We start from the raw sequence: 19,469 nt of genomic DNA, 5'->3' as shown, positions 1-19,469 counted from the left end.
GTCAAACCGGGCCGGGCCCCACAGGTATGCGGCCGATCACATCGACCGGCCGCACCCCTGCGTACTGCTGCTCAGCTGTACTGCTGCTCAGCTCTCGTCGGCGGCGGCCGAGACCGCGGTCTTCTTCGCCGTCGACTTGGCCGCGGCCGTCTTGGCGGTCGTCGCCGCCTTCTTGGCCGTGACCTTCTTCGCCGCAGTCTTCTTGGCCGCGGTCTTCTTGGTGGCGGCCTTCTTCGCGGTGGCCTTCTTGGCCGTCTTACGGGCCGTCTTCTTGGCCGGAGCCGCCTCCTCGGCGGTCTCCTCCGCGGCCGCGGACTCCTCCGCACCCGACGGGACGACCACGACGGCCGCCTCCTCGGACGCGGTGGGCGCGGTCGCCTTGCGCACCGCACGGCGCCGCGGGCGGGCCGGAGCGGCAGCCTCAGCGGGCGCCTCGGTCGGGGCAGCTGCCTCCGCCGCCACCGGAGCCTCGGCCACGGGCGCGGTCTCGGCGACCGTCACCACGGCGGCCTCGGCCCCCGCGGGCGACCCGGCCGGCGCGGACACCTTGCGGGTCGCACGACGGCGCGTACGCCCCTTGGGCGCGGCCTCCTCGACGGCCGGAGCCTCGGCCGGCGCGGCCTCGACCACGGCAACCTCTACGGCAACGGGCTCGGCCAGTGCCTCGGCGGCCGGCTCCGGCTGCACCACGAGCTCCGCCTCGGCCGTCACGTCCTGAGCCGTCGGCACCTCGGCCTTCGTCTCCTCACGCCTGGCGTCCTCGCGCCTCGGCGCACCCGCCGGGGACGACGCCCGCCGGCTCGCCCGGCGCCGCGAACGGCCACGGCCGACCGCGGCCTCCGCCTCGGCGACGCTGCTGTACAGCTCCTCGTCGGGCGCGAAGGCGGGCTCGGACAGCGCGACCGGCGCCGCAACCTCGGCAGCGATCTCGGCCTCGGTCTCCTCGACGGCCTCCGGAGCCTCGACGGCCGACGCGGCCTCGTGCTCGTGGACATGCCCGTCGCCGCCACGGCCGCGCTTCTTGCGCTTGCCGCCGCCACCGACGGAGGTCGGCTGCTCCATGTGCACGATGACACCGCGGCCGTTGCAGTGGACGCAGGTCTCGGAGAAGGACTCCAGCAGGCCCTGGCCGACCCGCTTGCGGGTCATCTGGACCAGGCCCAGCGAGGTGACCTCGGCGACCTGGTGCTTCGTACGGTCCCGGCCCAGGCACTCCAGCAGGCGCCGCAGCACCAGGTCCCGGTTGGACTCCAGCACCATGTCGATGAAGTCGATGACGATGATGCCGCCGAGGTCGCGCAGCCGCAGCTGACGCACGATCTCCTCGGCCGCCTCCAGGTTGTTCCTGGTGACCGTCTCCTCCAGGTTGCCGCCCTGGCCGGTGAACTTGCCGGTGTTGACGTCGACGACGACCATCGCCTCGGTCCGGTCGATCACCAGGGAACCGCCGCTGGGCAGCCAGACCTTGCGGTCCAGCGCCTTGGAGAGCTGCTCGTCGATCCGGTACGTGGCGAAGACGTCGACCTCGGAGGTCCACTTCGACAGCCGGTCGGCCAGGTCGGGCGCGACGTGCGAGACGTATCCGTGGATGGTCTCCCAGGCCTCGTCACCGCTGACGACGACCTTGGTGAAGTCCTCGTTGAAGATGTCGCGGACGACACGGACGGTCATGTCCGGCTCGCCGTACAGCAGCGTCGGGGCGTTGCCGTTCTTCGACTTCTTCTGGATGTCCTCCCACTGCGCCTGCAGTCGCTCGACATCACGGCGCAGCTCGTCCTCGCTCGCGCCCTCGGCGGCGGTGCGCACGATGACGCCCGCGTCCTCGGGGACGATCTTCTTGAGGATGGTCTTCAGCCGGGCCCGCTCGGTGTCGGGCAGCTTGCGGCTGATGCCGGTCATCGAGCCCTCGGGGACGTACACGAGGTAGCGGCCCGGTAGGGAGACCTGGCTGGTCAGACGCGCGCCCTTGTGCCCGATCGGGTCCTTCGTCACCTGGACGAGGACGGACTGGCCGGACTTCAGGGCGGACTCGATACGGCGCGGGCCGTTGGCCATGCCCAGCGCCTCGAAGTTGACCTCACCGGCGTAGAGCACAGCATTGCGGCCCTTGCCGATGTCGATGAAGGCGGCCTCCATCGACGGCAGCACGTTCTGGACCTTGCCCAGGTAGACGTTGCCGACGTACGAGGTCGACTGCTCCTTGTTGACGTAGTGCTCGACGAGCACGCCGTCCTCCAGGACGCCGATCTGCGTGCGCTCACCGCTCTGCCGGACGACCATCACACGCTCGACGGCCTCACGGCGGGCCAGGAACTCGGCCTCGGTGATGATCGGGACTCGGCGGCGGCCCTGCTCGCGGCCCTCGCGGCGGCGCTGCTTCTTGGCCTCCAGACGGGTCGAGCCCTTGATGGACTGCACCTCGTCGGACGGCTCGGCACCCCTTTCCCGCGGGGGACGCGGCTCGCGGACCTTGACGACGGTGCGCTCGGGGTCGCCCTCGCCGGGCTCCGTGTCCACGGAGGAGTCACCGGTCCGACGGCGCCGGCGACGACGCCGACGGCTGCTGGCGCTCGACCCGCCGCCCTCTCCGGCCTCGTCCTCCTCGTCGTCCTCGACCTGCTCGGCGGTGTCCTCGGCATCCTGTGCAGCCTGCTCGGCGGCAAGCTCGTCGGACTCCTCCGACTCGTCCTCACCGGCGGACTCGGCCGACTCGCCACGACGGCGGCGACGGCCGCCCCGGCGGCGGCGACGGCGCGAACCGGTCTCCTCGGACTCGTCGCCCTCGGCGGCGTCCTCGGCCGACTCCTCGGCCTCCTCCGACTCGTCCTCCACGGCGGTCTCGGCGGCCTGCGGCTCGGCCTCCTCGCCGAACGCGGCACCCCGACGACGGCGCCGGCGCCGGGCACCGGCCTGCTCCTCCGGGAGCTCCTCCGGCTCGGCCTCCGGCTCCGCGGCCTCGGCGGCCGCTGCCGCAGCGGCCCGCAGCGGCGTCTGGAACTGCGGCTCGGTGAACACGGGCGCCTGGAACACGGCGACGGCAGGCCGCGCCGGCCGCCGCGGCCCCTCGTCCTCGGCGCTCTCGGCGTCCTCGGCGACACCGGCGGCCTGCGCGGGCGCGGAGAACCCGGTCGCGGCCTTACGGGCGGCCCTTCGACGCGTAGTACGCCGCGGGGCGCCGTCCTCCTCGGCCTGCTCGGTGGCAGGGACGGTGACGGGCGCCTCGGCAGCGGGCGCCTCTTCGGTGCCGGCGGTCTCCTCGGCCGGCGTGGCCACGCGGCGCGTGGCACGACGACGGGTACGGGGCGGAGCAGCGTCCTCGGCCGGCTCGACGGCCTCGGCGGCAGGCGCCTCGGCAACGGCGGGCGTCTCGGCGTCCTCGGCAGCGGGCGCCGCCACGCTCACAGGCGCCGCGCCCGGTGCGGACACCCGGCGCGTGGCACGACGACGCGTACGACGCGGAGCAGCGTCCTCGCCGGCCTCGGCCGGAACCTCGGCGACAGCCGCGCTCTCCCGGTCCTCGACCGGAGCGGCGGCGGGCACGACGGTCTCGGCGGCCGCGGGCGCCGCGGCAGGCGCGGACACACGACGGGTCGCACGACGACGCGTACGCGCGACGGGCACGGCCTCTTCGGTCTCCTCGACCTTTTCGAGCTCTTCGGCCTCGGCCGTGACCGCCACCTCGGCGGCCTCGTCCTCGTCGGCCTTCTTGTCGATGTCGGTGTCGATATCGCTGTCGGCCGGTATGGCCGGCGCGACGGTCTCCTCCGGGGTTTCGGAGGCGGCCGCGACGGGGGGACCCGCCGGGCGTGAAGCGGCACGGCGCCGACGACGCGGCGGCAGGGTGTCGCTGGGGGTGTTCAGTTCGGAACCCTCAGTGGGTTCGGTCGGTTCGAGCATGCGGGCATTTCTCCCGTCGGGCTCCCGGGCGCCGCGCCTGGTCCGACGTTGATCGCCGGTGACGTCCGCGGCTCGCGCGATGCGCGGTGCCGCCGTCCGGGGCGCGGGCGCCGCACGGGAGCTTTCCGTGTCCTGTCTCGCCGGTTCCGTACACCGAATGCGTACGGCCTGGCGAAAGTCTTCTGGTCGGTGCGCTGCCCGACCCAGGTGGCTCCCGAGTACGAGGGCGGCGCTTCGACGTCCGTCCTTCGCGGGACCTTCCTTACGCCGACGCCTTCGCGGCGGCAGCGGAATCGGCCGTAGGGGCCGTCGCTGCCTCGCGGTCGGGCGCGAGCGGGTCGGTCACCGTGCCGGTCTCTTCATCGAACAGCCCCTGCGCCAGCCTGGTCACCGCTGCGGGGACCGGCGGCGCCAGGTCGGCCACGGCGCGGAGACCGGACAGGACGTCGTCGGGTCGTACGGCAGGCGTCACGTGCCGAACAACCAGCCGCAGTATCGCACAGGGCTGGTCGGTCGGCCTATCAGCCGGTTCACTATGCGTTTCAAGTTGTACGACTGCGGAGCGGGCGTCGAAGGTGCGGACGCCGTTCTTGGTCGTGCGCTGGACCTCGACGGCCTCGGCCGTGGTGAAGGCCGAAACGGCCCGCTCGGCCTGAGCCGGGTCCACCCCGTCCAGCCGCAGCTCCCACACGGAAGCCGTGAGCCGGTCGGCGAGACCGGAGGTTCTGGCCTCTACCGCGTCGACGACGTCGAGCCCGGCGGGCAGCGACTCGTCGAGCAGGGCTCTCAGTTTCTCCGGATCCCGCGCCTCGGTGAGGGCGATCTCCAGATATTCCGCCTCACTGCCCGTGCCGGTGGGTGCGGCATTGGCGTACGACACCTTCGGATGCGGTGTGAACCCTGCCGAGTACGCCATGGGCACCTCGGCACGGCGCAGCGCACGCTCGAAGGCGCGCTGGAAGTCACGGTGGCTGGTGAACCGGAGGCGGCCGCGCTTGGTGTAGCGCAGTCGGATGCGCTGCACCGCGGGTGCGGGCGGCGGGCCTTCGGGCTGTCGCTTGCCCAGTGTCGTTCAGTCCTTCGTGAGAGCGGTCGTACTGCTACCAAGAGTACGTGTCTCGCGGCCCACAGGTTCCCGCCGGTCCACAGCCTCGGCCCGCTCGGGCTCCCCGAAGAGCATCCGCCGGAAGTCGGCCCGTGCCTGCCGCGCGGACTCCCGGGCGGAGGCGAACGCCAGCCGAGCGGCCCGCCCCACACTGCGCGCCGCCTCGGCGGCGGGCCGCAGCACGGCATCCCGTACGACATGCCCGACGGGGGTGAGCACGGTCCGGTAGACCCACCGCACGGGCTCCACGAAGATCCACCGGAAGAGGGTCCCGAGGGCCCGCCCCACGGCGAGCGAGATCCGCCCGGCCACCCGCCAGGCATGCCCGATCGCCTGCCCCACCTCACGCCCGACGACGGCGAGGAACCGCCCGACGGGCACCAGCACCCACCGCCATAGGGCGAGCGCGGGCAGCACGAACAGCACCCGCCCGACCCAGTACAGCCCGATCCCGACACCGGTGGCGACCAGTCCCAGGCCCCGCGCAAGTCCCTTCGCACACCATGCGATCGCCCGCCCCACCGGCGCCAGCAGCCACTCGTACAGCCACACAGCGGGTACGACGACGAGATACCGCACCAGCCACGCTGCGACGGCGTACACACCGGCCCCGAGCAGGGCGAACACCGCCCCGATCCCCCTGAGCACCCACAGCACCGCATGCCCGACGGGGGTCAGCACGCGCGCGTACACCCACGCCAGGGCGTGCCCGAGGGGAGTCAGGAGATTCCGGTAGAGCCACCCCAGCGGCACGATGACGAGCACATTCCCGAGCCACCCCAGCGCCCTGCCGAGGGGCGCGACGACGTATCGCCAAAGCCCCACGAGCGGCCACACGAACACCGCCCGAGCGACCCACAGCAGGGCCCGTCCCACCGCCCGGAACACGGTGTCCCTCAGGAACCGTCCGGTGACAACGAGCGCGTCCCACACCATCCGCACCGGCACGACCAGCACGAGCACGACGATCCGCACAGGAAGGCGGATCGCGACGACGAGGCACCCTTCGGGCGACTGCCGCGCGGGCTGCTGTTCGGGTTGCACGGCGGGCGGCTTCTGCAGATCCATACCCACACAGACGCCGGGGCCGCCCGTCCGGATCCCGCCGATGAGTTCCGGAGCCCGGCGGAGTCCACCTCTGCACAAGCGGAAAGCTGCCCACGACCTCTGTGAGGGACCATGACCACCCATGCACTACCGCCCGTCGTCGACACCGCGACCTGGGAGCGCCGGCTCGAAACACTGCGCGCCCGGGAGAAGGCCGCGACGCGGGAGCTCGACGCCATCGCCGCCGAGCGCCGCCGCCTGCCGATGGTCGAGATGCCCGACTACACCCTTGAGGGCGAGGACGGCCCCGTCCGGCTGGCGGACGTCTTCGAAGGCAAGAGGCAGCTGATCGTCTACAACCACATGTGGTTCGCCGGGAAGGAATGGCAGTGCCCGGGCTGCACAGGGTTCACCTCGCAGTACACCCGCCTGGAGTTCCTGGACAACTACGATGCGCGCTTCGTCATCGTCACCCAGGGCCCGATCAAGGAAGCACTCGCCTACAAGCAGCGGGTCGGCAACCGGATGACCTGGTACTCGACCGCCAACAGCTCATTCGGCGCCGACGTCGGCGCACCGCCCGACGGAGGATTCGCGGTCAACGTGTTCCTGCGCGACGGCGACACCGTGTACCGCACCTGGCACACCGACGGCCGCGGCACCGAGCAGCTCAGCCACAGCTTCGCCCTGATCGACCTCCTGCCGTACGGACGCCAGGAGGAATGGCAGGACTCACCCGAGGGCTGGCCCCAGTCGCCCACCTACAGCCGGTGGGCGACCTCCAAGGACATCGCTGCGGTCTACGGCCCCGGCTCCGGCGGCAGTTGAAGCGATCACGCCCGATGAGCCCAGGCCCGGATCGCCTCCGCATGTTCACGGATGAGGGACATCCGGGCCTCCCATTCAGCTCCGCTGCGATGGTCGGGGTGGGCGGTGATCTGGCCGCCGTGCTTGCGGTAGGCAAGCCCGGTGTCGCCGATGAACCATCCGTCGGCCAGGGCGTCCAGTCCTAGGAGGAGCCCGGTGTCGCCCGAGGCGGGCAGGGCCATCCAGCCGCCCAGCAGGGCCAGCAGGGTGCGCCTCACGCAGAGTGTGGCGGGGTGGACCTGCGGGCGGTGGTGCTCGGTCCAGAAGCCGAAGGCGCTTCCCCTGGGGAGCCGGCCGGGTTGCGGGTCGCTGAGCTCGAAGGAGACGGTGCTGCCGTCCTCCAGGAGATCGACGACCCGCGACGTGGTCCAGCCGACCGAGGCATCCTCCTCCAGCACGGCGATGTCACGTGCGAGAGCACCGGGGGTGAGCAGGTCGTCGGAGTCCAGGACCTTCAGGTAGGCACCGGTCGAGCGCGCGAACGCCATGGTGCGTGCCACGTGGGGGCCACCGGCGCGGGACGCCGAGATCCGGATCCGTGGATCGTCGGCCGCCAGATACGACTGCGCGCGGACGTCGCTGCCGTCTTCCTGTACGCACCACTCCCATGACCATCCGCCGGGAAGGTCCTGCTGAAGCAGAGAGGCGTAGGCGTCAGGAAGGAAATGGACAGCGCCGCTGTGCACTGGCGTGACGATGCTGATGACGGGCATGGGTGCACCCTACGGACCGGGACGACCGTACTCGCCGTCAGTGCCCCAGCACCGCCTTGGCAGCCACGATGATCAGCCCGAGCAGGAGGTTGACGGCTCCCTCGGCGACCAGTTGGCCACGGGTCGCACCTGCCCGTGCGGCGCTCAGACAGGCCCAGGCGACCTGCTGGACCACGGCCACACCGAGGGCGAGCCATGCGCTGCCGCCCAGGTCCAGCCCCAGCAGCGGGCTGACCGCCACGGCCACGGCGGGCAGGGCGGCAGCCTCGACGATCGACCACTCATGCCGTGCAACCCGGCGGATCTCGCGAGCACTCCAGGGCTGACCGACCAGCCGTTCACCCGCCAGCTGCGCATAGACGTGCGCCGCCCAGAACACCAGGCCCGTGACGATCAGCAGCATCACGAGCTGGAACCGCGAGTAGTGCCCCACGGCCCCGGCGGTGGCCAGCACAGACGCGGCGAGCAGGGAGCCATAGACGGCTCCCCCGTAGTCGGTCCTGGACACCCCGACGGTTCGGTGCCCCGTTGCGGGCACCGAACGTGCGGTACGACGACTCACGCCTCCACACTACGGGCAGGGCACGGGACCCGCCTCAGCGAGAGTCCGCCTCAGTGAGAGTGCCCGCTCGACACGGGCGCAGCGTTCTTCACCGTCAGAGGCAGCAGCTTCTTGCCGGTCGGACCGACCTGGATATGGGTGTCCATGGCCGGGCAGACGCCGCAGTCGAAGCACGGCGTCCACCGGCAGTCCTCGACCTCGGTCTCGTCGAGGGCGTCCTGCCAGTCCTCCCAGAGCCAGTCCTTGTCGAGGCCGGAGTCGAGGTGGTCCCAGGGGAGGACCTCCTCGTACGTCTTCTCACGTGTCGTGTACCAGTCGACGTCCACGCCGAAGGCGGGCAGCACCTTGTCCGCGCAGCTCATCCAGCGGTCGTAGGAGAAGTGCTCGCGCCAGCCGTCGAAGCGGCCGCCGTCCTCGTAGACGGCGCGGATGACGGCGCCGATGCGGCGGTCGCCGCGGGAGAGGAGGCCTTCTACGATGCCGGGCTTGCCGTCGTGGTAGCGGAAGCCGATCGAGCGGCCGTACTTCTTGTCGCCGCGGATCTTGTCGCGGAGCTTTTCGAGGCGCGCGTCCGTCTCCTGTGCCGAGAGCTGCGGGGCCCACTGGAACGGGGTGTGGGGCTTGGGGACGAAGCCGCCGATCGACACCGTGCAGCGGATGTCGTTCTGGCCGGAGACCTTGCGGCCCTCGGCGATCACGTTCATCGCCATGTCGGCGATCTGGAGGACGTCGTCGTCGGTCTCCGTCGGCAGGCCGCACATGAAGTACAGCTTCACCTGGCGCCAGCCGTTGCCGTAGGCGGTCGACACCGTCCGGATGAGGTCTTCCTCGGACACCATCTTGTTGATGACCTTGCGCATACGCTCCGAGCCGCCCTCAGGGGCGAAGGTCAGGCCGGAGCGGCGGCCGTTCCTGGTCAGCTCGTTCGCCAGGTCGACGTTGAAGGCGTCCACGCGGGTGGAGGGCAGGGAGAGGCCGATCTTGTCCTCCTCGTACCGGTCCGCCAGGCCCTTGGCGATGTCGCCGATCTCCGAGTGGTCCGCACTCGACAACGAGAGAAGACCGACCTCCTCGAAGCCCGTCGCCTTGAGGCCCTTCTCCACCATGTCGCCGATTCCGGTGATGGAGCGCTCGCGGACCGGGCGCGTGATCATGCCGGCCTGGCAGAAGCGGCAGCCGCGCGTGCAGCCGCGGAAGATCTCCACGGACATGCGCTCGTGGACGGTCTCGGCGAGCGGGACGAGGGGCTGCTTGGGGTACGGCCACTCGTCGAGGTCCATGACGGTGTGCTTGGACACGCGCCACGGGACGCCCGACTTGTTCGGTACGACACGGGCGATACGGCCGTCGGGGAGGTACTCGACGTCGTAGAACGCCGGGATGTACACCGAGCCCGTCTTCGCGAGGCGGAACAGGACCTCCTCGCGGCCGCCCGGCCGGCCCTCCGCCTTCCAGTCGCGGATGATCTTCGTCATGTCCAGCACGGCCTGCTCGCCGTCGCCGATGATCGCCGCGTCGATGAAGTCCGCGATCGGCTCGGGGTTGAAGGCCGCGTGGCCTCCGGCCAGGACGATCGGGTCGTCCAGGCCCCGGTCCTTGGACTCCAGCGGGATGCCCGCCAGGTCCAGGGCGGTCAGCATGTTCGTGTAGCCCAGCTCTGTCGAGAACGACAGACCGAACACGTCGAAGGCGCCCACCGGCCGGTGGCTGTCCACCGTGAACTGCGGGACGGCGTGCTCCCGCATCAGCGCCTCCAGGTCCGGCCACACGCTGTAGGTGCGCTCGGCGAGGACGCCCTCCTGCTCGTTGAGGACCTCGTAGAGGATCATGACGCCCTGGTTGGGCAGCCCGACCTCGTAGGCGTCCGGGTACATGAGCGCCCAGCGGACGTCGGTGGACTCCCACGGCTTGACGGTGGAGTTGAGCTCTCCGCCGACGTACTGGATCGGCTTCTGCACATGCGGGAGCAGAGCTTCGAGCTGCGGGAACACGGACTCGGCGGCCGCAGCGACTTCGGCAGACATCTCGCGAACCTTCGTGGGATGGGCTGATGGGATGGCCTGAACTGACAGGGGTGACCATCTAGCCTAACGCGGCCGTGCACCCGCCCCGACCGCTCGGCCCGCCCGACCGCTCGGTCCGCTCAGACCTGCATCCCGTCCTTGACCTCCTGCCAGGCACCCGGCAGCTGCGCCTCGTCGGCCGCCGCGCGCGCCTCCTCGCGGCCGTAGAGCACTCCGTACGTGAACGAGCTCTCCCCTGCCGCCTGTGCCACGGCGGACAGCTCGCGCAGGGTCTCGCGGGTCATGACGCTGTCCTGGTGGTCGCCCAGCAGGTTCTGCAGGGACTTCATCGACTTGGCCAGGGCGGATGCCGGGCCGCCGAGGGCCGGTGCGGCCGTCTCCGCCGAGTACCGCGTCCGCTTGGCCTTCTTGCGCGCCTCGTGCAGGGCGAGGTCGCGGTCGTGGCCGGGTTCCAGGCCGATGGCCTGCTCGACCAGGTCGGACAGCTTTCCGTAGTCCTTCCGTACGGCCCTGGCGATCACCTTCTCCGGCTTTCCGGCGGCCGCCTCAAGGAGCGGCGGGTCCTCGACCAGCCGGTCCAGGGTGTCGAGCAGCGTGAGGTACCGCTTGGAGTCCAGGACGCCGGTCAGACGGCGGCGCGATCCGCCGCGCCGGGCGTTCATCCAGGTGCGCAGCCGGGTGCGGACCGGGCCGGAGAGCAGTGTCCTGGGCAGTTCGTCCAGGGCCGCCGCCAGGCGCTCGGTCAGCACCTCCGCGTCCCGGTCCACGCCGAGCTCGCCGGCCAGCCACTTCAGTTCGTCGCCGACGGGGTCGGTGACGGTCCGGTCGAGGACCTTGCCGTAGGAGCGGAAGGCACTGCGCATGCGGCGGGTGGCGACGCGCATGCGGTGCACAGAGTCGTACACGTCCTGGCGTACGGCGGGGTCGAGTTCGACGATCGCGTCCCGCTGCTCGCGGACGTAGGCGAGGACGTGGTCGCCGGCCGTCACCGGCTCCTTGGCCTGCTCCTTCTTCTTCCTGCGCTTCTGCTTCGGAGAGGTCTCCGCCAGGGCCCGGGCCAGCTTCGACGCCGACGCGGACGGTCGTACGCCCGCCTTGCGCAGCCGCTTGTCGACCTTGTCGAGGAAGGCCGGGTCGCCGCCGTCGGCGAGCTCCACCTCCAGCTCGGTCCACTGGGCGCTGCCGCCGTCGCCGGTGAGCCGTTCGGCGCGTACGGCGTCCACGCTGACCTCGGCGAGCAGCCGGCCCTCGGCGTCGACGAGGTCGCGGACGTCACGGTCGGAGCGCAGCCGGACCACGGGCTGCAGCTCGGCCTCGCGGACGCGGGAGCGGACCAGGCCGGCGAGGCTGCGCGGGAGGGTGTCGGAGAGCGGGGCCCGGATCTCGTCGCGGACGCCGGGGGCGATGGGGAACTTCAGGTGCCAGCCGGCGTCGGAGCCGCCGGTGCGGCGGCGCAGCGTGATCGCGGACGCGGCGAGGCGTTCGTCGGGGGTGTCGTAGTAGGTGGCGTCCAGATGCGCGACACCCTTGTCGACCACGGCATCCACACCGGCGACCCCGGTGAGGTCCGGCAGGCCGCTGTCGTCGGACTCGTACTTCCGCTCGATCTCGCGCTTTGTGTCCGCCATGACCCGAATCTAGTCGGATTCGTCGGCGAGCGGCAGAGGCCCCCGGAGATGAACCCCGGGGAAACTCGGACACAACACGCGGTTACCTACGCCGACATCGGCCTCTGCACCCTGATGGACTGCAGCAGCCCCACCGCTATCCACACGGCGAACATCGAGGATCCGCCGTACGACACGAACGGCAGCGGCAGACCGGTGACCGGCATGATGCCGAGGGTCATGCCGACGTTCTCGAAGGACTGGAAGGCGAACCAGGCGACGATCCCGGCGGCGACGATCGTGCCGTAGAGCTCGGTCGAGTCGCGGGCGATGCGGCAGGCGCGCCACAGGACCACGCCGAGGAGGAAAATGATCAGCCCCGCGCCGACGAAGCCCAGCTCCTCACCCGCGACGGTGAAGACGAAGTCCGTCTGCTGCTCGGGCACGAACTGGCCGGTGGTCTGCGAGCCGTGGAAGAGGCCCGCTCCGGTCAGACCGCCCGAACCGATCGCGATGCGCGCCTGGTTGGTGTTGTAGCCGACGCCGGACGGATCGAGGCTGGGGTTGGCGAAGGCTGCGAAGCGGTTGATCTGGTACTCGTCCAGGATGTGCAACTGCCAGATGGTGACGCAGCCGAGCACGCCGGCCGTGATCAGGCCGAAGACCCAGCGGTTGGAGGCGCCGGAGGCGAGCAGCACCCCCAGGATGATGGTCAGCAGGACCAGGACCGTGCCGAGGTCGGGCATGAGCAGCACGATCAGGATCGGGACCGCGGCCAGGCCCAGGGACTGCAGGACCGTGCGGTGGTCGGGGTACTTCTTGTCGCCCGCGTCGACCCGGGTCGCCAGCAGCATCGCCATGCCCAGGATGATCGTGATCTTCACGAACTCGGCGGGCTGGAGGGAGAAACCACCGCCGAAGACGATCCAGTTGCGGCTGCCGTTGATGGTGGCGCCCAGCGGGGTGAGCACCAGCAGGATCAGGAACACCGAGGCGCCGTACAGGATCGGGACGGCGGTGCGCAGGGTGCGGTGGCCGAGCCAGACCGTGCCGACCATCATGGCGAACCCGATGCCGGTGTTCATGATGTGCCGGATGAAGAAGTAGTACTGGTCGCCCTGGTTGATCTCGGTGCGGTTGCGGGTCGCCGAGAAGACGAGCACCGAGCCGATCGCCGAGAGCACGAGCGCCGCCAGCAGTATCGGCCAGTCCAGGCGGCGGGTGAGCGAGTCGCGGGCGAAGATCCGCGTCCAGCCCGCGCGCCGGGGACCGTACCCGGGGACGGAGAAGCTGCCGGCACCGGTCATGTGAGCATCCTCCGGCTTCCCCTTCTGCGCGGGCGCCTGCGGGTGGTGCGGTTGGTGGTCGACGTGGGCGAGACCGTGGCCGCGGGCTGTGTCCCGTCCGGCGCGGTGCTGGCGTTGTCGGTGGCGTGCAGGTCCTTGGCCGGGTCCTTGGCGACCTTCGGCGAGGTGATCGTGCCGTCGGTCCTGACCTTCGGCAGGCCCTTCTGCGGGGAGGGCAGCAGCGCCTTCTTGTTGTCGATCGAGCCGTCGGGCTGGACGCCGTAGAGAGCGCTGTAGATGCTGCGGACGGCCTCACCGGAGGCGCCGGAACCCGTACCGGCCTGGGCGATCGTCATGACGACCGTGTAGTCCTTGGAGTACGTGGCGAGCCATGAGGTGGTCTGCTTGCCGTAGACCTCCGCGGTACCGGTCTTGGCGTGCAGGGTGATCTTGTCCTGCGGCCAGCCCTTGAACTTCCAGGCGGCGGTACCGCTGGTGATGACGCCCGCGAGGGCCTTGTCGATGCCCTTGTGCGTGGCCTGGCTGATCGGGAGCTTGCGCAGGACCTTGGGCTTGATCTCCTTGACCGTCTTGCCGTCGGCGCTGACGATCGCCTTGCCGATGGTGGGGACGTGCTCGGTGCCGCCGTTGGCGAGGGCCCCGTAGATCGTGGCCTCCTGGATCGGGGTGAGGAGGGTGTCACCCTGGCCGATGGAGTAGTTGATCGAGTCGCCCTCGCGCATCTTGAAGCCTTCGAGGCAACCCTCGTACTCGATCTTCTCGACGTACGTGCCGCCCTTTTTGCCGGTCTTGCACCAGGCGTCCTTGTTGGCCTTCCAGTAGTCCTGCTTCCACTGGCGGTCGGGGACGCGGCCGGTGACCTCGTTCGGGAGGTCGATGCCGGTCTGCTGGCCGAGGCCGAACTGATGGGCGGTCTTGTAGAAGTAGTCCTTCGGCTCGCCCTTCTTCGGGTTGATGCCGCCGTCCTTCTTCCACTCCCGGTCGGCGAGGCCGTAGAAGACGGTGTCGCAGGAGACCTCCAGGGCGCGGCCCAGCGAGATGGGGCCGAAGCTCTCGCCCTCGAAGTTCTTGAAGACCTGGCCGCCCACCGAGTACGAGCTGGTGCAGGGGTAGCCACCGTCCCAGGCATAGCCGGCCTGGACCGCGGCGGCCGTGGAGACCACCTTGAAGGTCGAACCGGGCGCGGACTGACCCTGTATGGCCCGGTTGAGCAGCGGGTAGTCGGAGTCCTTGCCGGTGAGCTGCTTGTAGTCCTTGGCGGAGATGCCGCCGACCCAGACATTCGGGTCGTAGTTCGGCGCGGACGCCATGGCGACGATACGGCCGGTCTTGGCCTCCATCACGACGACGGCACCCGAGTCGGCCTTGTACTTCTCGCCGGTGACCCGGTCGACCTGGGTCCGGGCGATCTTCATCGCGTTCTCCAGCTCGTACTCGGCGACCCGCTGGACGCGGGAGTCGATGCTGGTGACGAGGTTCGAACCGGCCTGGGCGGGATCGGACTTGGCCTTGCCGATGACCCGGCCGAGGTTGTCGACCTCGTAGCGGGTGACGCCGGCCTTGCCGCGCAGTTCCTTGTCGTACTCGCGCTCCAGGCCGGAGCGGCCGACCTGGTCGGAGCGGAGATAGGGCGAGTCGGTGTCCTTGGCCTTCTGGATCTCGTCGTCGGTGACGGGCGAGAGATAGCCGAGGACCTGGGCGGTGTTGGACTTGCCGGGGGCCGGGTAGCGGCGCAGGGCCTCGGGCTCCGCGGTGATGCCGGGGAAGTCCTCGGAGCGCTCGCGGATCTGCATGGCCTGGCGGGGCGTGGCCTCGTCGGTGATGGGGATGGGCTGGAAGGGCGAGCCGTTCCAGCACGGCTGGGGCGTCTTGGCGTCGCACAGCCGGACCCGCTGGATGGCCTCCTTGGGCTTCATGCCCAGGACCCCGGCCAGCTTGGTGAGGACCGCCTTGCCGTCGTCCTTCATCTTCAGCAGGTCGGTGCGGGAGGCGGAGACCACGAGCCGGGTCTCGTTGTCGGCGAGCGGCACGCCGCGCGCGTCCAGGATCGAGCCGCGTACGGCGGGATCGACGACCTGCTGGACGTGGTTGCCGGACGCCTCCTTGGCGTACTCGCTGCCCTCGCGGATCTGCAGGTACCACAGCCGGCCGCCGAGGGTGCCGAGCAGGGAGAGGACGAGGATCTGGATGACGACGAGGCGGATCTGGACCCTTGGGGTCCGTCCGGTCTCGGGAATATTGGTCACTGCGGCTGCCTCCCCCTCTCAGTGTGTGTACGTGTCATATACGACGGAGCTGTGAATGCCGGCCACCGCCAACTCCCGCCTGCTCACAGCCGCTTGACCCCCTTGATGCGACCCACCCGCGCGGTACGGGTCCGGGACCTGGCCTTCAGCCCGCCGAGGCCGCCGCGCTGGCCGCCGAGCTTGAGACCCGTCCCGGCGGAGATCCAGCCGGAGGTGATGTCGGAGGCCTTCCTGGACGGGGAGCTGGCCTCGTCGAGCGGGTCGTTGTCCGCGCGCCGGGCCAGGAACATGACCCCGGGGACCACGAAGGGGGCGAGGAGCAGGTCGTACAGGGCCGCCGTGAACAGCAGGCTCATGAGGCCGACATGGCGGGCGGCGGTGTCGCCGACCAGGGCGCCGACGCCGGCGTACAGCAGGGTCGAGCCGATGGCGGCGGCGACCACGACGACCATGGGGCCGGTGGCCGACTTCAGCCGTCCGTTCTCCGGTTTGACCAGCCCGGCGAGATAGCCGATCACGCACAGCACCAGGGCGTAGCGGCCCGCGGCATGGTCGGCGGGCGGGGCGAGGTCGGCGAGCAGGCCCGCGCCGAAGCCGACGAGGGCGCCGCCGACATGGCCGTACACCATGGCCAGGCCCAGCACGGTGAGCAGCAGCAAGTCGGGGACGGCGCCCGGCAGATGGAGCCGGGCGAGGACGCTCACCTGGAGCACCAGGGCTACGACGACCAGGGCCGAGGAGAGCAGGATCCGGTTGACGCGCATGGGGATTCAGCTCCTACTGCTACGGGGTCTGGCCGGGCGATGCGGTCGCGAACGCGGACGCGGTCGCGGACGGGGTGACCGTGACGGTGACCGTCGGCGTGGGCGTCGGCTTGGGCTTGTTCGGAAGCACCGTGTCGCGCGGGTCCTTCTTCGGGGCCTCTACGACGACGCCGACGATGTCGAGCTTGGAGAAGCCGACGTACGGCGTGACGTAGAGGGTGCGGGTGAGGTCGCCGCCGGACGGGTCGACGCGGGAGACCACACCGACCGGGACGCCCGGCACGAAGGGCTTGTCGGCCTCGGAGCCGAAGGTGACGAGCCGGTCGCCCTTCTTCACGTCCGCCTTGGAGTTGAGCAGTTCCACCCGGAGCGGGCGATCGCCCTGCCCGGTGGCGAAGCCGAGCTCGTCGCTGCCCTCCATGCGGGTGCCGACGGTGAAGTCCGGGTCGTTGGCGAGGAGAACGGTCGAGGCGTCGGGGCCGACGTTGGTGACCCGCCCGACCAGCCCGTCCCCGTTCAGCACGGTCATGTCCCGTTTGATGCCGTCGTTGGCGCCGACGTCGATGGTGATCGTCCAGGAGAAGCCCTGGGCCGCTCCTATGGCGATGACCTGGGCGCCCTTGATGCCGTACTGGCCCTCGGCGGAGACCTTCAGCATCTTGTCGAGCTGGTTGAGCCGGCTGCGGTTGCGGTCGTCGCTGCCGAGCTTCGCCTTGAGGGCCGCGTTCTCCGTCTCCAGACGGGCCAGCCGGTCGTGCCTGGTGCCCGAGTCACGGACCGCGGAGACGGCGTCGCCGACCGGGTTGACCGCCGACGACACACCGTCCTCGATCGGGCCGAACACCGTGGCCGCGACCTGACGCGCACCGTCGACGGGTGAGTCCTCCCCGCCGCGGATGTCCACCGTGATCAGCGCGAACGCGATGGCGATCAGCAGCACCAGGAGCAGCCGGCTCTCTCGTGTGTCCCTCACGTGCGGCGGCCGTGCCTTCCTCATAGGAATGTGCAGAGGTTCAGGTGTTCAGTTCAAAGGTTCAGGTGTTCAGTTCAAACGTGCAGAGGCTTATGGGCGAGCTTATGCCTCTATATCCAACTGCCTCTATATCAACGATCCGCCGTACGAGAGGAGATCGTCCCGTACGGCGGAATCGAAGTGTTATGTCATCTGCGCGGCTGGGCGTCCAGCACCTGCTGGAGCGCCTCGAACTCCTCGACGCACTTGCCCGAGCCGAGCGCCACGCTGTCCAGCGGGTCTTCGGCGATATGGATCGGCATCCCGGTCTCGCGCCGAAGCCTTTCGTCAAGGCCGCGCAGCAGCGCCCCGCCGCCCGTCAGCACGATCCCCCGGTCCATGATGTCGCCGGACAGCTCCGGCGGGCACTTGTCGAGGGTCGTCTTGACGGCGTCGACGATGGCGTTGACCGGCTCCTCGATGGCCTTGCGTACTTCGGCGGCGGAGATGACGACGGTCTTGGGCAGTCCGGAGACGAGGTCCCGGCCGCGGATCTCGGTGTGCTGGTCGTCGTCGAGGTCGTAGGCCGAACCGATCGTGATCTTGATCTGCTCGGCCGTCCGCTCACCGAGAAGGAGGGAGTACTCCTTCTTGATGTGCTGGATGATCGCGTTGTCCAGCTCGTCGCCGGCGACGCGGATGGACTGGGCCGTGACGATGCCGCCGAGCGAGATGACCGCGACCTCCGTGGTGCCGCCGCCGATGTCCACCACCATGTTGCCCGTGGCCTCGTGGACCGGCAGGCCGGAGCCGATCGCCGCGGCCATCGGCTCCTCGATGATGTGCACCTGACGAGCGCCGGCCTGGGACGACGCCTCGATGACGGCACGGCGCTCGACACCCGTGATGCCGGAGGGCACGCACACGACGACGCGCGGCCGCGCGAGATACCGCCGCTTGTGGATCTTCAGGATGAAGTAGCGGAGCATCCGCTCGGTGATCTCGAAGTCGGCGATGACACCGTCCTTCAGCGGACGTACGGCAACGATGTTGCCAGGGGTCCGACCGATCATCTTCTTCGCCTCGGCGCCGACCGCGAGGATGCCACCGGTGTTGGTGTTGATCGCGACGACGGACGGTTCGTTGAGTACGATCCCACGACCCCTGACGTACACCAGCGTGTTGGCGGTCCCGAGGTCGACAGCCATGTCACGGCCGATGAACGACATTGAGTTCCCCATCAGGATTCGTCTGGCCTTCCTGGGAGCTTTTGAGGGCTTTTCAGGTCGGCGAAGTGGGTGCTGTGACGTGAAGGCTTCCATCGTAGACGCGCCTGCACGAACACTGCGCGAGGGTCTTCGCCATTGTCAGCAGATGAAGTGCCGCCTCGCTTGTGGAGACGTTCCATCGGAGGCACTCGTTCCCCCGATCGGCACGCATATGCCAGGGGACGGCCGGAAACTCTCGGCCGTCCCAGGTCAGGCGGGCGAGCGACCTGACGGCCACTCAAGAATTCATGGTTTCTTCGCTCAGCCGCGGCCGGGGAAGAAGATCTTCACCTCGCGCTCGGCGGACTCCTCGGAGTCGGACGCGTGGATCAGGTTCTCGCGGACGATCACTCCGTAGTCACCGCGGATGGAACCGGGGGCGGCGGCGATCGGGTCGGTCGGACCGGCGAGCGCGCGCAGCCCCTCGATGACCCGCTCGCCCTCGACGATCAGCGCGACGACCGGACCGGAGGCCATGAACTCCACCAGCGGCTCGTAGAAGGGCTTGCCCTTGTGCTCGCCGTAGTGCTGCTCCAGGGTCTCCTGGTCCAGGGTGCGCAGCTCCAGCGCCGTGATCTGCCAGCCGGCCTTGCGCTCGATACGGCTGATGATCTCGCCGGTCAGGCCACGGCGGACCGCGTCGGGCTTGAGCAGGACGAGGGTGCGCTGGGTCACTGCGGGCTCCTATGGATGATCAAGGATGTGCGGGGGTGTTCGAAGATTACAGGGCGTGTCCAGGCCCTTGTTACGCAGCGTCAGGTGTGGAGGAGCCGGCCCGGTCCGCCGCGAATCTCGCCTTCGCCTCGTCGATCTTCCGTCCGTAGTGCACCGAGGCCCACCACAGGGCCGCGAAGACCGCACCCAGGAAGAACATCGTCGGAACGACGAAACCCGAGGCGATGAGCACGGCCTGGAGGGCCCAGCCGAGGGCGACCCCGCCCGGACGCGTCACGACACCGCACAGCGCCAGGCACAGGAACATCGCGATGCCGCTGACCGTCCACACCGTCGACGTGGCCAGGTCGGGGTCCTTCATGGCGACCAGTCCGGCGAAGCCGATCACGAAGAACTCGCCGATCAGGGTCGAAGCACAGAGCGTACGCACGAGTT

The 19,469-nt window shown here is 70.0% G+C and carries 15 protein-coding genes; 1 reads left to right on the top strand and 14 read right to left on the bottom strand.

Annotation, left to right across the window (positions count from 1 at the left end; translation table 11 throughout):
• Positions 1-87: 87 nt before the first annotated feature.
• From P2Q00_RS24535 to P2Q00_RS24525, 3 genes are all read right to left on the bottom strand, one after another.
• Complete coding sequence (locus P2Q00_RS24535; RefSeq protein WP_275774849.1) at positions 88-3,897, bottom strand: Rne/Rng family ribonuclease; 3,810 nt, start codon at positions 3,895-3,897, stop codon at positions 88-90.
• A 262-nt stretch (positions 3,898-4,159) separates the two neighbouring features.
• Positions 4,160-4,921, bottom strand: coding sequence for a TIGR03936 family radical SAM-associated protein (locus P2Q00_RS24530; RefSeq protein WP_275774848.1), 762 nt, complete (start codon positions 4,919-4,921; stop codon positions 4,160-4,162).
• Between the two features lie 48 nt (positions 4,922-4,969).
• Positions 4,970-6,070 (bottom strand): hypothetical protein, encoded by a 1,101-nt coding sequence (locus tag P2Q00_RS24525; RefSeq protein ID WP_275774847.1) that lies wholly within the window; start codon positions 6,068-6,070, stop codon positions 4,970-4,972.
• Between the two features lie 111 nt (positions 6,071-6,181).
• Here P2Q00_RS24525 and P2Q00_RS24520 point away from each other — a divergent pair, with 111 nt between their 5' ends.
• Positions 6,182-6,877, top strand: a complete 696-nt coding sequence (locus P2Q00_RS24520) for a DUF899 domain-containing protein (protein WP_275774846.1) — start codon at positions 6,182-6,184, stop codon at positions 6,875-6,877.
• Positions 6,878-6,882: 5 nt separating this feature from the next.
• On the opposite strand, the gene P2Q00_RS24515 is transcribed toward P2Q00_RS24520, so the two are convergent.
• From P2Q00_RS24515 to P2Q00_RS24465, 11 genes are all read right to left on the bottom strand, one after another.
• Positions 6,883-7,629: a glycosyltransferase gene (locus tag P2Q00_RS24515; RefSeq protein WP_275774845.1), complete on the bottom strand. Its 747-nt coding sequence runs from the start codon at positions 7,627-7,629 to the stop codon at positions 6,883-6,885.
• 37 nt (positions 7,630-7,666) lie between these two features.
• A complete protein-coding gene (locus tag P2Q00_RS24510; RefSeq protein WP_275774844.1) occupies positions 7,667-8,191 on the bottom strand; it encodes a hypothetical protein in 525 nt (174 codons plus the stop codon).
• A gap of 50 nt (positions 8,192-8,241) precedes the next feature.
• On the bottom strand, positions 8,242-10,215 hold the full coding sequence (locus P2Q00_RS24505; protein WP_275774843.1) for a TIGR03960 family B12-binding radical SAM protein: 1,974 nt from the start codon (positions 10,213-10,215) through the stop codon (positions 8,242-8,244).
• A gap of 119 nt (positions 10,216-10,334) precedes the next feature.
• Positions 10,335-11,843 carry a CYTH and CHAD domain-containing protein gene (locus tag P2Q00_RS24500; protein ID WP_275774842.1) on the bottom strand — a complete coding sequence of 503 codons (1,509 nt, stop codon included), beginning with the start codon at positions 11,841-11,843 and terminating at the stop codon, positions 10,335-10,337.
• An 86-nt stretch (positions 11,844-11,929) separates the two neighbouring features.
• Positions 11,930-13,129 carry a rod shape-determining protein RodA gene (rodA, locus tag P2Q00_RS24495; protein WP_275774841.1) on the bottom strand — a complete coding sequence of 400 codons (1,200 nt, stop codon included), beginning with the start codon at positions 13,127-13,129 and terminating at the stop codon, positions 11,930-11,932.
• Entirely contained in the window at positions 13,126-15,375 is a 2,250-nt protein-coding gene (mrdA, locus tag P2Q00_RS24490) for a penicillin-binding protein 2 (RefSeq protein WP_275774840.1), read from the bottom strand. The genes rodA and mrdA overlap by 4 nt, the downstream gene beginning before the upstream one ends.
• Positions 15,376-15,458: 83 nt before the next feature.
• Entirely contained in the window at positions 15,459-16,139 is a 681-nt protein-coding gene (mreD, locus tag P2Q00_RS24485; RefSeq protein ID WP_275774839.1) for a rod shape-determining protein MreD, read from the bottom strand.
• 19 nt (positions 16,140-16,158) lie between these two features.
• On the bottom strand, positions 16,159-17,112 hold the full coding sequence (gene mreC, locus P2Q00_RS24480; protein ID WP_275774838.1) for a rod shape-determining protein MreC: 954 nt from the start codon (positions 17,110-17,112) through the stop codon (positions 16,159-16,161).
• A gap of 188 nt (positions 17,113-17,300) precedes the next feature.
• Positions 17,301-18,320 (bottom strand): rod shape-determining protein, encoded by a 1,020-nt coding sequence (locus tag P2Q00_RS24475; RefSeq protein WP_099928866.1) that lies wholly within the window; start codon positions 18,318-18,320, stop codon positions 17,301-17,303.
• Between the two features lie 300 nt (positions 18,321-18,620).
• Positions 18,621-19,034, bottom strand: a complete 414-nt coding sequence (gene ndk / locus P2Q00_RS24470) for a nucleoside-diphosphate kinase (protein ID WP_030934323.1) — start codon at positions 19,032-19,034, stop codon at positions 18,621-18,623.
• 70 nt (positions 19,035-19,104) lie between these two features.
• Positions 19,105-19,464 (bottom strand): DUF4233 domain-containing protein, encoded by a 360-nt coding sequence (locus P2Q00_RS24465; RefSeq protein ID WP_275774837.1) that lies wholly within the window; start codon positions 19,462-19,464, stop codon positions 19,105-19,107.
• Between the last annotated feature and the right edge of the window lie 5 nt (positions 19,465-19,469).

The organism is Streptomyces coacervatus, from assembly GCF_029223485.1.
GTDB lineage: Bacteria > Actinomycetota > Actinomycetes > Streptomycetales > Streptomycetaceae > Streptomyces > Streptomyces coacervatus.
This window is presented reverse-complemented; position numbering and strand designations above follow the sequence as displayed.